Consider the following 13,718-nt stretch of genomic DNA (forward strand, 5'->3'; position numbering starts at 1 on the left):
TTCTTCAAGACGCGCTTGAACCCTGTTGGACCTTAACGCCGACTTTGGATGGTGATGCCAATGCAGGAAAAGCCAACTGATTTACGTTGCCGTTGCGGCGGCCATTATTGCCCCCAACCTTCACTGGGCCTGATTTTGAGATATTGGGGTTTCGGTAATGAATGAGACGCCCCTGGTAGTTCCTTATCAGTAGCTCTTCAGTGGTTTGGAGCACCACATAGTTTGGCTGAAGGGGAACTTTACCTCCACCCTGAGGCAGGTCAACCACAAAGGTGGGAATAGCCAAGCCCGACGTATGCCCTCGCAGTCCCTCAATGATCTTTATACCGGTTTCCACCGGCGTTCGAAGGTGCTCTGTGCCTCGTACCTCGTCACACTGGAAGAGATAGTAAGGGCGCACCTTTATTTTGAGGAGCTCATGGCAGAGCTTCGTCTGTATTTCTACGCTATCATTTACTCCACGAAGGAGCACAGACTGGTTGTTCACAGGAATTCCAGCCCGCAGTAGCTTGTCACAGGCAACAGCAGCCTCTGGTGTTACCTCATGGGGATGGTTGAAATGGGTATTGACCCATATTGGCCCGTATTTTGATAACATCGAACATAGTTCGTCATCTATACGTTGCGGCAATACGACAGGGAACCTGGTCCCGATACGTATTATCTCCACGTGCTCAATCTGTCGCAGGCCGGCTAGTACCTTCTCTAAACGTCTGGTGGAGAGGGTCAATGGGTCACCGCCGGAGATAACAACATCGCGGACCTTTTTGTTCTGGCGGATATAATCCATCATACGGTTGATCTCGTCACTGTTGTGCACCCATTGACCATTCCGCCATTCCCGTTTCCGGGTGCAGTGACGGCAGAGCATAGGGCAGATGTCAGTAAGTACCATTAATACCCGGTCAGGATACCTGTGAACAAGTCCGGGGACAACAGAGTGTCCATTCTCGTCAAGAGGGTCGTCCATGCCAATGCCAGACAGGCCTATTTCCTTAAAGCAAGGTATGGCCTGAATCCTGACGGGGTCATCGGGGTCATCAAAGTTGATGAGAGAGAAATAGTATGGGGTTACTGAAAGAGGATATTTAGTTGTAACCAGCCGGATCTGCTCTTGATCCTTGGCTGATAAAGAGATATACCTTGTCAGTTCGTCAACAGTAGTGATACGGTTGCGGAAATGCCATTTCCAGTCGTTCCAGTTTTCTTTTGAGACATGCCCGAAGAACCGGCTCCTGTTCTTCAGGGCCACTCTACCTGGGGGCTCTTCTTCTACCTCGCTTCTAAAAGCAGTAGTACTTGGAGGTTCCTCCTCTATACGGCCTTCCATGATCTCTGTCGACTTTCTCATTCTATTTTATGCGCCTCCTTTTTCGTTTAGTTTTCCGGTTTCTGGCCGAAAATCAGGTGACTAAAGTTATGCCCCTTATGCTTTATGAATATCCAATAACATCATTAGTGCATTTATATAACCAGGGGAAACCCATGTCAAGTGGTTTTGGCGTGGTGTCCAGCACATACTGATGTTAACATTTTATTAACATTTTGCAATCCTTTGCCTTCAAGCTTCAGGGTTACGATGAATCAACCCCATAACACGCTACAGATATAAATGCTCAGGGCACCGACGATGAGCATTGGGGGGGTGATGATGAGCCCCAGCTTCAGGTATTGAAGGGGATGAATTTCAAGCCCTCTACGCCTCAGGAGCACCAGCCAGAGCATGGATGACAGTGAACCCATGATAGTGATGTTCGGCCCCATGTCGGCTCCCATGATGGTGGAGTAGATAATGCTTTGACTCAATGATGACACCGGGTGGCCGATACTTCCCAGGCTGGACACTGAGACCATCATCATTGACCAGTTGTTGACCAGGTTTGAGCCAAGGGCTGTGCTGAATGAAACGGCCAGGATTGCCCCGATGGTGCCTTTGGAGGAAAGGCTGATCACTGCCTCGCCCAGATAATGGGTAACCCCAGCGTTCTCTAACCCCTTCACTATCAGTGCCAGGCTGAAAATAAAGAGGAAGATGGGCCATGAAATACCTGAGCCCACGCTGGCTGGCTTAAGACGTCGGAAGGCAAAGCCGCCTGCAAGGAGGATAGCCGCGCCGGCCAGTGCTGGCCAGGAAAGCGGCTTCCCATACAGAGAGGCGAGTATGTAGCCAACAGCGGTTAGTGCCAAGCCGGAGCAGGCAAACAGGAAAAAGGCATCAATCTTGACAGGGGATTCCGGTTGCTCATCCTTGAAGGAGACTGAAATATCCTTTCGGAATATGAGAAAGAAGATCAATATGTTTATGGAGACTGCCAGTATGCTGGGCAGGAGGGAGAATCGAAGGTATTCACCCAGAGTAATCCCGAACCTGTCCACCGGCAGCAGATTCACCGGATTGGACACAGGCAAGAACATGGAAGCGGTATTGGCGATAAAGGCGCAGGCAAAGACATAGGGCAGCGGGCTAAGTTTCAGTCTGGTAACCAACACGAAGACGATCGGGGTCAGTATCAGGGCTGTGGCATCATTGGAGAAGAAGATAGTAATCACTGTTCCCAGGCCAAACACGATGAGGAGTAATGTGCGCCCGTTGCCCCTGGCTAGCCTGACAGCCTTGAAAGCGCTCCACTTGAAGAATCCTGCCTGGTCTGCCACGGTGCTGATCACCATCAGGCCCAGGAAGAACAGGAGGATGTTCGCCGTGTTCCGGAGCACCTCGTAGCCCTCAGCGGGCAATACGATGCGAGTGATGAACATGGCGACAGCGCCCAGCGCTGCCGCGGTGGCTTCGTTCAGGGGCTTTGGCCTGGTCATGATCAATACCACGGTCAAAGCGAAGATACATAAGCTCAGGGTCAGGGTCATGAAAACCTTCTCCTCGTAAAAAGCGGAAGAGCTCCCCTCTTGGAAGCGAGCCCTTCCGCATTGCTAACCAGGGTGTCAGGGCAGCAACTACTTCTTCTTGGAAGGCGATGACGGCTTTGCTTTGTCTGGCTTGGATGGTGTGGAGCAAGGCTGTTTTTTAGTCTTGCAGGGCATGGGGCACCTCCTTTCTCAATGAACTTCCGTAGTCTCACGGAGACATATTCAAAATGATGAGTCAGGTGGCATTTGTGTCATACTACTGCATGTCCATGCCCCAGTAAAGTCATCAGTCGGGAAAATAGATCAACTTGCTTGTGCCGAGTTGGGATAGTAACAGGCGCATGGTTTTGTGATATCATCGTCAAGAGAGGTTGTCAAGACATTTTCGGGAAGAACGCGCGCAGGTCTACTGATATCGGCGAGCTGCTGAAGGCTCCGGGCTGGAAGCGAAGGGAAGCTTCCGATTCAGAGGGGTGAAGTGTGGAGGTAGGAAGATGATCTATCTGGCACCGCTATTACATTTCTATCAGCCGCCAACTCAGTTCCACCGGATATTGAAGAAGGTTTGCAATGAGTCCTACCGACCGCTGGTGAACCTGTTTCATGAACAATCTCATGCCCGGGTTACGGTAAACATTAACGCTGTGCTTACCGAGATGCTGGATGAGCATGGGATGTCAGATGTAATTGATGGATTGCGAGAGCTGGCTGAGGCGGGGCGGTTGGAGTTTGTCGGTTCGGCGAAGTATCACCCTATCCTGCCCCTCATCCCTCAGGATGAGATGCTGCGGCAGATAATGCTGAACTATCAGACCAACAGGCGGTTTTTTGGCAAGAGCTATTCGCCTCAAGGGTTCTTTACTCCGGAGATGTGCTACAGTCCTGACATCGTGAAGCCGATACTGGAAGCGGGGCACAAGTGGCTCATCGTGAGCGGGCTGGCCTGTCCTGTGGCCTGGCCTACCGATGTCATCTATCAGATAAAGGCTGGTGGCCAGAAGCTGGCCGTATTCTTCCGTGATGACATCTTGAGCAACCGCATATCTTTTAAGCAGACTGATGCCAGAGGGTTTATTGAACAATTGAAGGGACTTGGCCGTAAGGGAGCGGATATCTACGTGGTAATAGCTATGGATGCCGAGACCTTTGGCCACCACATACGCCACTGGGAGGAACTGTTCCTGGCTGAGGTGTATGAGGCGCTACAACCAGAAACAGGCGCTGGAGGCCATGGGGCAAGCCGAACGGGTGTTGAGAAGGCCGGTGATGGGGTTCAAAATTTGGGGCAGTCTGTTGATCCGGCAAAGGAGCAGGTCGAACTGCTGCGCACTACTGCTGAGACGGGCGAAATCCAGGTGGTCACTATGAGCGAGCTTCTGAAGCATTTCCCTGCTGGCGAGCTTGTTGAACCCCGGCCCTTGTCGTGGAGCACTACTATGGATGATGTCCAGGCCGGGAACCCCTACCCTCTGTGGAACTCAAAGGACAACCTGATCCATCAGTTGCAGTGGCAGCACCTCAAGATAGCCATCGAACTGACCAGGAAGGCCATGGAAGGCGCTACCACCGAGTCTGTCAAGTATTATGCTGATATAGCTAGGGGGCTGTTGGACAGGGCGATGCACAGTGACCAATTCTGGTGGGCCAGCCGCAGGCCGATGTGGGACATAAACCTGGTCAACCGAGGCCTGATGCAGCAGCGTGAGGTGGTCTTTAATGCTTACAAGGCTATCAGGATGAGCGATTTAAGCGAGGATGAGAAAACGGAGGCGTATTACCGGGTTATTGTCTCCCGTGATCTGAGGACCAAGATCATGGACCAATTATTCATTCTTTGAGTGCAGGTTCGTGGTCTCTCCTCTTCTTGTTGGCTATAGCCTCACCTACAGAGGCTTACAGATGATCTCGTGAATGTGAAGGTCGGCCAGCCTGGTTGTAGGTGCAGAGGTAACGACCACAGCAGTATCGGCCCCCAATCCAGTACCGGCCACAGCTATGACCTTCTCGCCGGGGATAACCAATCCCCCGTCGCATGCCATCAGGGTGATTTCGATGCAGACCTTGAGGCCCTGGCAAAATGTTCGGAGAAGAGTCGCCATGAGGCGGGGTGTTCGGTTGCCGTAGAAATCCTCGGTATGGAAAAGCATAGTGCCGAAGTGAACACGGTGCCCTTTCTGCTCAAGCTCTGAAACCAGTGTTTGAGGAAATCTCTGTTGCTGCCCGAACCCGAACTGGTGGGGGATGATTGCCAGTTGAATATCCGACCCGGCGAAAGCCTGGCTGGCGGCCCTCGCCGTATCTCCCCGGGTGGAGGCAAGGACCACCTTCTTGACGTCTCTTGCCTGTGCTCTTTCCTTGACCAGCCTGAGAACCTCACCGGTGTTCTGCTCACCCGCCTTCTCGAAGTAGACGATCTTTTCTTCCATTTTATAGCTCCTTTTTGTGTCTAGCCATGTAGCTTTTTGAGCAGCCAGGCCATGTTCTGCCCCAGGACTTGCATGGTCTGAATGCCTTCCGCATCCTTATCAACGTCACCCTTTTCCAGGCCAAAGGCGAAATTCCAGTAGGAGGATCCCGGCACAATCATTTCGCTCATCAGGAAGAAGTGATTCATGGTATCCAGCGCATGCACCTGGCCGCCGCGACGCACAGCGACTATGGCAGCGCCGGCCTTGTGCCGGAGGAGGCCGCTGTTAGCTTTGCAAACCATGACAGCGCGGTCAATCAGAGCCTTCATGGTTGGAGATACACTGGCGACATAGACAGGCGAAGCCATGATTATGCCATCCGCTTGCATCATCTTTTCGATGTACGTGTTCAGGGCATCGTTCTCTTGAATGCAGCGCTTGTTGACGTTGATGTAGCACTTATAACAGGCGAGGCAACCTCTAAGCTCTTTGCCGGCAAGCTGTATCATTTCCGTTTCAATACCTTCTTTTCCCAGCTCAGCGAAGACATGCTTCACCAGAATAGCGGTGTTGCCATCCTCACGGGTGCTGCCGTTGAAGGCTACCACTTTCATTGGGGCTCCTCCTTTAGACGAAGTATCACGATAGTGAGCGGGGCAATCCCGGCGTTGGCCGAGTCGGCCTGACCACGCTATCCCCTGTATCTTAACAGCCTGTCAGATGAGGGGCAACCCGCTTCATATTGCCAGACGCGGTACCTCTATTGCCCCGGTGCTTGATTTGACTATAAGCGGGTGCTACTATTGCTTCCACAGATCACTGAGAGGCCAGCCGGCTGATGGTTAGCAATGCTGGCTGTGACATAGTCATGTGACGAGCGGTTCTTCTGAGGGGAAAAGAGCGCCCAGATGTATTCCCCTGGGAGGGAGGATGGGGTGGTGAACGAGCGCATCAGATTGCATCTGATGTATCCTCCATGTTACGATTCAAACTGCCAGCAGAAGTGAGTGACAACATGAGGGAAGATTCTCCTGATGATGATGCCTTTGGCCGAGGAGTTGCCCATGCCAGAACAGGGAGATAAGGGAGGCATGTCCCCACAGGAATGGGGTGAGCTTGTAACATCGATCCTTAGCAACAAGCTGGTTAGAACTTTGCTTGAAGTGGATGCGGAGGTACTCAGCAGAGCAGACATTGTGGCTATACTGGAAGAGGAACTCCGAGACTTCCTGGTGTTGAAAGCAAAAGCAAACTCCAAACAACCGGAAGCAATTGTGCTGCGGCAGGCTCATCTGAAGCTAACGGAACTGATTCAGAGGTCATTCATGGTCACCCAACTGGTCTTATTGGACAGGCCGACAGTTGAGAGTAAAAAGGCACAAGACTCAAAGAATGAGTCGTTAACCCAGATGCAAGATGAACCTATTACAAAATATTTGCTTAAATGGCATGCTGCGAGGATGAATGACATTGGCTTGCAGTTTGTCGCTGCCCTGGTGGGGGTAGCTCAAGACCACGGGGATGTATACAAGCAACTTGGTTTGCCTGCTGAGATTGAGTCTAGATTGAAGGCCGTTGGTTATAGACACGCCTGAGATTAAATGAGATAGGCAGGGGCAAATCGTGAGCCAAATCGATATTCTGAGGTCAGGAGAGGGGCAATGGCAACTGCGGTCAGAGGCAAGATAGGCTATGCACTGGGCGGTGGTGGTGCTCGGGGCATGTCTCACATTGGTGTGATCAAGGTTCTCGAGGAGCACGGGCTCTTCCCGGAGGTTATCGCGGGAACCAGTATCGGCGCGCTGGTCGGTGCTCTCTACGCCTGGGGACTCAAAACCAGTGAGATAGAGCAGTGGGCGTTGGGGGTGGACTGGAAACGTATGGCGCTTCTGGTCGATCCCGGTCTATCTGTAAGTGGCCTCATTCATGGCAAGAGGATCACATCGATGCTCAAGTCTCTCCTGGGAGATGTGACGTTTTCTGATCTGAAGCTTGGTTTTGCCTGTGTGGCGACGGACATCCTGAATGGCCAGGAGGTGGTATTGGACAGTGGCCCAGTAATCAAAGCTGTCCGGGCCAGCATCTCCGTTCCTGGCATCCTGACCCCGGTCAAGGTGGGTGGGCGATACCTTGTCGATGGCGGTCTGGTGAATGAGGTTCCCGTGAGTACGTGCCGTCACATGGGTGCGGAGTATGTTGTGGGAGTGAATGTTGTACCTGGCCCAGGCGACATGCAGCAGGAGTCGAAGAGCAAACGCCCTCCGACTCTGGTCAAGGTACTGAGTCAGTCTCTGCTTATCGCCGGGCACCGGGCGGCTATGCAGAATATGGAGGATGCTGACTTAGCCATCAGTCCAGCAGTAGGGAGGATAGGCTTCTTCCAGTTCGATAAAGCGGCTGAGGCTATTGCTGCTGGGGAGGAGGCGGCGCGCCATGCTCTTGATCAAGCTGGAATACCACATGGCTAGCATCCTGGTTGCCAACAAGGTGAGAGGCTGCAGACAGGCACTTCCAGATAGTTTCCATAGAGAAAAGGGGGTTAAGGTATGAATGACAAGCCGGGTTTCGCTCAGTCAGTAGGTGATTTCCTCGTTTTCCGACGGATGCTGGGTACCAATTTTATTAAGCTGCTCTGGGTTGTTGGCGCAATCTGGCTCACCGTCGGTGCTGTGGCGCTCGTGTTGCGGTCGCTTGACACCCACGGTGCGTGGGCTACATGGGGTGTCGTCTTGAGCATTTTTTTCGTCATTTTTGGCAACATGGTCTGGCGGCTTGTCTGTGAAATAGTAATGGCGTTCTTTACCATGTTCTTTGCCATGCAAGAATCTCTGATGGCAATCGACAAGTCCCTGAAACAACAGAAATAGTCCTTATCATTGCTCAAGTAACTTACTCACCCGGATAAAGGTCGCTGAAAACCGCAGGTGAGCCTCTCCAAGCCGAGAGGCGAAACAAGCTGCTGCCAGGGGGTGAACAATGCAGGCAAACCTAAATGGCAAAGTAGCATTAATTACGGGCTCAAGCAAGGGCATCGGCAGGACCATAGCCCTAAGATTTGCGGAGAATGGGGCGGATATCGTGGTGAATGCAAGGAGCCAGGGCACTGCTTTACAGGTGGTGGAGCAGATCGAGGGTTTGGGGCGGAAAGCCAGCTTTGAGCGGGCAGACATATGGAACTATCAGGAAGTAAAGCAGATGGTGGATAGTGCGGTGCAAAAGTTTGGCAAGGTCGATATACTGGTTGCCAGCGGTGGGGGAGGTGGTGCTCCTCCTGAATCCTTCCATAAGATTGCTCCTGAAGCATACATGGATGTCATGAGGAGCCATTTATTCTCCAGGCTCTACTGCGTAAGGGCCGTTCTTGACCACATGATGGAGAGGCAAACCGGGAAGATCATCATTATCACCTCAGACGCAGGCAGAACACCTACCCCGGGGGAATCCTTGATCGGTGGTGCTGCGGCTGCTCTCGTGCTTATGACTAAGGCGCTGGCACAGGAAATTGCTCGCTCGCAGATACGGATAAACACCATATGTACTACTGTGACCAAAGATACGCCAGGCTATGAATACGCTATGGCAAACCCCGATAGCCGCATATTTAAGATATTCAAAAAGGCAGAGGAGCGGATGCCCTTTGGCATGAACCGACCCGATGATATCGCGCAACTGGCGTTGTTTCTCGCCTCAGAGGACTCAAATCAGATCACGGGGCAGATCTTCAGTATAAGTGGAGGGCTGTCCTTCCCAGGTTGAATATAGACCACCTGAATATGGGTAGTATCCCTACCAGAGCAAGGGCTCTGCCTCAGCCAGTCTCCCTGCCATCTTATCAGCCAACCCCTCAGCATCGGCGCCATATTCCTGGAGAAGACTTTTCTTTGCCCATATGGCAACACAATTGAGCGAACATGATTCTTCTTGCCCCTCTTTCCCTGTTTTATTGATATGAAACACGCACGCAGCATGCCAGCGAGACACGGCACAGCAGCCGGAGAGAGCTTCTGCGCCCATGCACTGATATTGCCTTTTGTATCCAAGCTGAGGTTGACATGCCTCCCATCTGATGGTATTGTCCGAGATGAATTCTTCGCAGACTACGAAGACCACAGGGAAGGGAGTCTGTCGTTGGGCCGTCCTGGTTTATTGTATAGGTTATTCCACCTGAGAGTCCATGTTCCAAAGCTAACGAGGCAAAGAATACCTCGAACTTCCTCATGTGCACAGGGTAGGCATAGGTTCAACAAGGAAGGGATATGCAAGCGATGTGGCCTATATGCTCATCCACGCGACTATGGTGAAGCTGAGGAAAACAACCATATAAAGCAAATGGGATATCCCCGCCGCAAGGCCGCGAATCCAGTTCCCCGAAGGTTCCGGAAATGGTATAGTGCTCAGAGGCCACTTCTGCCAGGTGAGCGGGTGGCAGGAGCACCTAAATACTATGGCCCAGGTGGCATCGTACGACGACGCAAACATAGAAAGGGAAGGTAGTGAGTCAACGCCCTTCTCTATGATAAGGTAATCGCGCAGTCGCTCGGCGGATTTCGACACCCCTATAGAGCAAGTTCAGCTCGCCCATGAGCAGAACCCCCCACTCCTAATTTGATGTTATAGCTTGACATATCATATAATATAGTGTTATATATAGTTACCCTTCTACAAAGAGGTTGAAAATGACCAAGATACTAGTTGACCTGTCAAACGAAGAGGACAAGATTGTTGAGGTCTATAAGATCGTGCATGACCTTAACAGCAAGCAGGACGCTATCAAACAAATGGTCAGATACTTTGAAGCTGACATCAAGCCGAAAAGAATCAAGGACAAAGACTACTTCTCGGTATAGGAGGTATTAGTCATGCCAGTCTCAGCTATAGTCGGAGTAGTGGTCGGGGTAATCCTATTGATAGCCCTGTTCCTAATGATCAGGGGTTGGATCAGCATCTACAACAAGTTTCAGTATTGGATCAACAGGGCTGAAAGAAAATTCGCTGACATAGACGTAGTCATGCAGCAAAGGATTGACAACATCCACGCCCTGGCGCAAGTAGTGAAGAAGTATGACATTCATGAGTACAAAGCTCTTAAGGATGTTACCGAAGCAAGAAGTCGCTGGACAAAAGACACCAGTCTCAACGACAAGGTGAGACAGACTTCTGAATTGGAGAACAACTACTTCAAACTCCAGGCAGTGTTTGAGAAGTACCCAGATCTCAAAGCTGACAAGATGCACCTCACCCTAATGGAAAGGGACTCTCATGTGGAGGCAAGGCTCCGTCAGACCAGGTTGAAGTACAACCACGCGGCCCAGCAGTACAACCAGAAGATCAAGATATTCCCCAGGAACATCGTCGCGCGGGCGCACAACTTCACGAAACTGGATTATCTGTCATTTGAGGGCCAAGAGAAGTATGAGCCAAAAGAAATCTTCGATGATGAACCGTGACTCCCGTATGGCGTGAGGAACCAGAGCCATGCTGGTAGAGTACGAGACAGGATATGCGATTGCTAAGGACGTTGACACGGTCATCAATTCGGCAAATGGGTTCCTGCTTCTCGGTACTGCTGGAGCTGGCAAAATAAGGGAAGTCTCTCGGCGACTGAATGCTGCGGAGAAACTGGAATATGATGCGTTGATCGCCAGTTTACCTAAGAGCACAGGACGATGGTATCGCCATGTCTACCGGACGAACAAGTGGCATCGAACATACGCTCAGTTATCTTGCCTCAGAATCTTGTCGAACAAGAAGGACAACTAATTTCGGAGAGGAAGAGCTGTTCTGGATACGGACTGGACAACTACTGACAAGCGAAGGTTGATTCATGCGGTTGCCATGTCTTATGAACTCACCGGGAAATGGGCGAAGAGAAAGAAGGCAACCAAAGACACGATTAAGGAAGCTCTTCGCGAGTCACTCAAGATCGCCGATTCAATTGAGTCGCGAAGCATTGCCTTGCCCCTACTTTGCGCAAGGCCTTCCTATGGGGTAACGCCAAAGGAGTCTCTCGCCGCAATACTTGACGTACTTAAGGAATTCGAGAGTTCATCCATACAGAAGGTTATTGTCTGTTTCGGGAGAGCAAACCCACCAACCGTTTGAGATGTCTGAGTTTGGTACGTTGGGCCTTTAGGGAGTCTGTGATGTCAAGGGTAAAGAAGCGCCGAAGAGGAACCGCAATAGTCGAAACAGATGAGGGGATTCTAGTCGCCGCAGGTAGGGGAGGCGTATTTATCCTGCCAGGCGGAGGAACTAAGAAAGACGAATCAAGAACCCAAGCCGCGATGCGGGAACTGCGAGAGGAGACAGGTCTACATCCACACCGTGCCAAATATCTATTTCGGCACGTCGGCAAAGTCAATAAGTCCCACGGCCATGGTCACTTCCAAGACCACCACACCGTCTGCCTCGTAAGCGCGACAGGTGTGGCTAGTCCGCATCACGAAGTGAAGCATGTTGCCTATTACAAGCATGGCTCCGGGGTGAGGATATCGGGCACTACTAGGGAGATCATTGAGAGGTACTACGCCTACAAGAAACGCAGCAGGACAGCACAGAAACGGATTACCATCGTCAATAGAATACTCGAATGGCTCACAGGGACAGGCCGCCATACGCCCCAGGGAGTGTCCGACGACTACCAGTTCTATGACTAGCTTCTTTGTCGAATTCCGTCTTCATGGGTATGCGAACACCCACGCCAAGCATGTGATAAGGGATGTGGCCAGAAGATATCGTGTTCGTGGCATGATCAGAACCAGACCCGTGCCCCACGTGGGCCTATACCCCCCATCAACTGCTCACGATATTAGGGATGTCATCCGCACAGTCCAGAGAGTAGGGCAGAACTACACATTGGTGCCATTCAGCATAAAAGGCTTCGGCTCCTACAGGGACTCCAAGGTCATCTACATGGACATAGAGCCGTCGCTCGTGCTGAAACAGCTCCGCACCGAACTTACTCAGGAGCTCAACAGCGCACTCGGCAAAGCAAATCCAGAGTACGACTTTCACACGACTATTGCCTTCAAAGATCTGGGCTACAAGTTCGACTCAATATGGGAATACATCAAGGCAATGGAACAGCCAGATATCGAACAATACTTGCTCAGAATTACCGTGCTTGGGAAGAGATCCAGGATTGTCTGCGAATACGATCTGGTTTTGAAGCGGTTGCTCAGTCGCCGACAAGCGTTGAGTAGATATTGGTGGAGGAGAACCGTGGACGAAATGAGGCGGTTGCAGGGCACCGAGGCTAAAGAGCCCACTTCTATTCTTGCTAGAGCGTGGCATTATCTTGCGAACATCTTCAGACTATGAACGGAGCCACTGTACTCTTCTTACAATCACGAAGGCATGAAGGTGGGCCTGACCCCAGCAGGTGTACCATTTCTTGGGTTACAAGTGCCAGAGGATGAGCCCACCCCTCGATATCCAGGCTGAGGTAGGCTGGCAGACACAATAAGCATAGGTTGACACCCTCTGTTCTCTCGTGCTATTGTCCGAGGTGACTGACACGGAGACACTCGTGCTAGCTGCTTGGTAAAGGTCAGAGTCACAGTTCCACAAAAGGAGGGGGAATCATGCCAAGACTAAAGGTGCTGTTTTCGGTTGTTGCTTTGGTGGCTCTTTTGGCTCTGAGCTTAAGTGGCTGTGCCCCCTCAGAGTACAAGCTATCGTCATCAAGTAATCCTGATGCTGGTGGCACTATCAGCCCTGCCAGTGGGACATACCAGAAGGAAGTAGGAGTGGATGTTACTGCCACCCCGTCTTCAGGATATCGGTTTGATCATTGGGAGGGCGGTGCATCAGGTGAATCGCCAACAGTATATGTAGTTATGGACAGCAATAAGAACCTCGTTGCCTATTTCACCAAGACCTATGTGCTTTCTGCGTCTAGCACGCCCAGCAGTGGTGGCAGTGTAAGCCCCACCAGCGGGACGTACGACGAGGCCGATAACGTGACAATCATTGCCACACCGGCCCAGTACTACAAGTTCAATGGCTGGGCTGGTGATGCCTCAGGCAGTTCTGACCATCTAACCATAACAATGGACTCCAACAGGACCGTAGTCGCCTCTTTCACCAAGCTTACCTACAGTCTCCAGACTCAGGTTGATGCCTCTGGTGGGGGGACTGTTGACCCAGACAGTGGAACCTTTGAAGCTGGAACTCAGGTCTCAGTAACTGCCACACCAGCCAGTGGGTATAGATTCAACCATTGGGGAGGCAGTGCCACAGGAACCTCCAATCCAGTGAACGCCCCTATTGACACCAACAAGACCGTCACTGCCTATTTCACCACGCTCTCCCACGGGCGGAAGCGGCTGCTGGGGCCAAGGTTGACGATCTTGCCCGGTTGGCAGATCAGCTTGGGCTTACCGCTCAGGATGCGGGGCATAACGAACTGACCCGCTTCTTGGAGGCCAAGACTCCTGGCGAGTT

17 protein-coding genes are annotated in these 13,718 nt (G+C 51.7%); 12 read left to right on the plus strand and 5 right to left on the minus strand.

Annotation, left to right across the window (positions count from 1 at the left end; all coding sequences use genetic code 11):
- Positions 1-4 precede the first annotated feature (4 nt).
- Both NTZ04_09290 and NTZ04_09295 read right to left on the minus strand, forming a co-directional pair.
- Positions 5-1,351, minus strand: coding sequence for a KamA family radical SAM protein (locus tag NTZ04_09290; GenBank protein ID MCX5992492.1), 1,347 nt, complete (start codon positions 1,349-1,351; stop codon positions 5-7).
- A 233-nt stretch (positions 1,352-1,584) separates the two neighbouring features.
- Positions 1,585-2,865: an SLC13 family permease gene (locus tag NTZ04_09295; protein ID MCX5992493.1), complete on the minus strand. Its 1,281-nt coding sequence runs from the start codon at positions 2,863-2,865 to the stop codon at positions 1,585-1,587.
- A 494-nt stretch (positions 2,866-3,359) separates the two neighbouring features.
- Between NTZ04_09295 and NTZ04_09300 the strand changes: the two genes are divergently transcribed.
- On the plus strand, positions 3,360-4,703 hold the full coding sequence (locus NTZ04_09300; protein MCX5992494.1) for a hypothetical protein: 1,344 nt from the start codon (positions 3,360-3,362) through the stop codon (positions 4,701-4,703).
- 45 nt (positions 4,704-4,748) lie between these two features.
- Here NTZ04_09300 and NTZ04_09305 read toward each other — a convergent pair whose 3' ends face one another.
- Entirely contained in the window at positions 4,749-5,291 is a 543-nt protein-coding gene (locus tag NTZ04_09305) for a hypothetical protein (protein ID MCX5992495.1), read from the minus strand.
- A gap of 20 nt (positions 5,292-5,311) precedes the next feature.
- Positions 5,312-5,887 carry a flavodoxin family protein gene (locus NTZ04_09310; protein MCX5992496.1) on the minus strand — a complete coding sequence of 192 codons (576 nt, stop codon included), beginning with the start codon at positions 5,885-5,887 and terminating at the stop codon, positions 5,312-5,314.
- Between the two features lie 420 nt (positions 5,888-6,307).
- On the opposite strand from NTZ04_09310, the gene NTZ04_09315 reads away from it, so the two are divergent.
- The 4 genes from NTZ04_09315 (at position 6,308) to NTZ04_09330 (ending at position 9,029) form a co-directional block, all read left to right on the plus strand.
- Entirely contained in the window at positions 6,308-6,868 is a 561-nt protein-coding gene (locus tag NTZ04_09315) for a hypothetical protein (GenBank protein ID MCX5992497.1), read from the plus strand.
- 66 nt (positions 6,869-6,934) lie between these two features.
- On the plus strand, positions 6,935-7,741 hold the full coding sequence (locus tag NTZ04_09320) for a patatin-like phospholipase family protein (GenBank protein MCX5992498.1): 807 nt from the start codon (positions 6,935-6,937) through the stop codon (positions 7,739-7,741).
- Positions 7,742-7,819: 78 nt separating this feature from the next.
- Positions 7,820-8,140 (plus strand): DUF4282 domain-containing protein, encoded by a 321-nt coding sequence (locus NTZ04_09325; GenBank protein MCX5992499.1) that lies wholly within the window; start codon positions 7,820-7,822, stop codon positions 8,138-8,140.
- 109 nt (positions 8,141-8,249) lie between these two features.
- The gene (locus tag NTZ04_09330; protein MCX5992500.1) at positions 8,250-9,029 is read left to right on the plus strand and encodes an SDR family NAD(P)-dependent oxidoreductase; all 780 of its coding nucleotides are present in this window, start codon (positions 8,250-8,252) and stop codon (positions 9,027-9,029) included.
- A gap of 30 nt (positions 9,030-9,059) precedes the next feature.
- On the opposite strand, the gene NTZ04_09335 is transcribed toward NTZ04_09330, so the two are convergent.
- Complete coding sequence (locus NTZ04_09335; GenBank protein ID MCX5992501.1) at positions 9,060-9,287, minus strand: hypothetical protein; 228 nt, start codon at positions 9,285-9,287, stop codon at positions 9,060-9,062.
- Positions 9,288-9,949: 662 nt separating this feature from the next.
- Here NTZ04_09335 and NTZ04_09340 point away from each other — a divergent pair.
- The 7 genes from NTZ04_09340 to NTZ04_09370 all read left to right on the plus strand — a co-directional run bounded on the left by NTZ04_09340 (position 9,950) and on the right by NTZ04_09370 (position 13,684).
- Entirely contained in the window at positions 9,950-10,120 is a 171-nt protein-coding gene (locus NTZ04_09340; GenBank protein ID MCX5992502.1) for a DUF2683 family protein, read from the plus strand.
- A 12-nt stretch (positions 10,121-10,132) separates the two neighbouring features.
- Positions 10,133-10,720, plus strand: a complete 588-nt coding sequence (locus NTZ04_09345; protein ID MCX5992503.1) for a LemA family protein — start codon at positions 10,133-10,135, stop codon at positions 10,718-10,720.
- Positions 10,721-10,748: 28 nt separating this feature from the next.
- Positions 10,749-11,033: a hypothetical protein gene (locus NTZ04_09350; GenBank protein MCX5992504.1), complete on the plus strand. Its 285-nt coding sequence runs from the start codon at positions 10,749-10,751 to the stop codon at positions 11,031-11,033.
- A 75-nt stretch (positions 11,034-11,108) separates the two neighbouring features.
- Complete coding sequence (locus tag NTZ04_09355) at positions 11,109-11,375, plus strand: hypothetical protein (GenBank protein MCX5992505.1); 267 nt, start codon at positions 11,109-11,111, stop codon at positions 11,373-11,375.
- A 41-nt stretch (positions 11,376-11,416) separates the two neighbouring features.
- Positions 11,417-11,929: an NUDIX hydrolase gene (locus NTZ04_09360; GenBank protein MCX5992506.1), complete on the plus strand. Its 513-nt coding sequence runs from the start codon at positions 11,417-11,419 to the stop codon at positions 11,927-11,929.
- A gap of 91 nt (positions 11,930-12,020) precedes the next feature.
- Positions 12,021-12,593: a 2'-5' RNA ligase family protein gene (locus tag NTZ04_09365; GenBank protein MCX5992507.1), complete on the plus strand. Its 573-nt coding sequence runs from the start codon at positions 12,021-12,023 to the stop codon at positions 12,591-12,593.
- A 263-nt stretch (positions 12,594-12,856) separates the two neighbouring features.
- A complete protein-coding gene (locus NTZ04_09370) occupies positions 12,857-13,684 on the plus strand; it encodes an InlB B-repeat-containing protein (protein ID MCX5992508.1) in 828 nt (275 codons plus the stop codon).
- Positions 13,685-13,718: the final 34 nt, after the last annotated feature.

Source organism: Chloroflexota bacterium, from assembly GCA_026389585.1.
In the GTDB taxonomy this organism is placed as follows: Bacteria; Chloroflexota; Dehalococcoidia; order UBA2247; family RBG-13-53-26; genus JAPLHP01.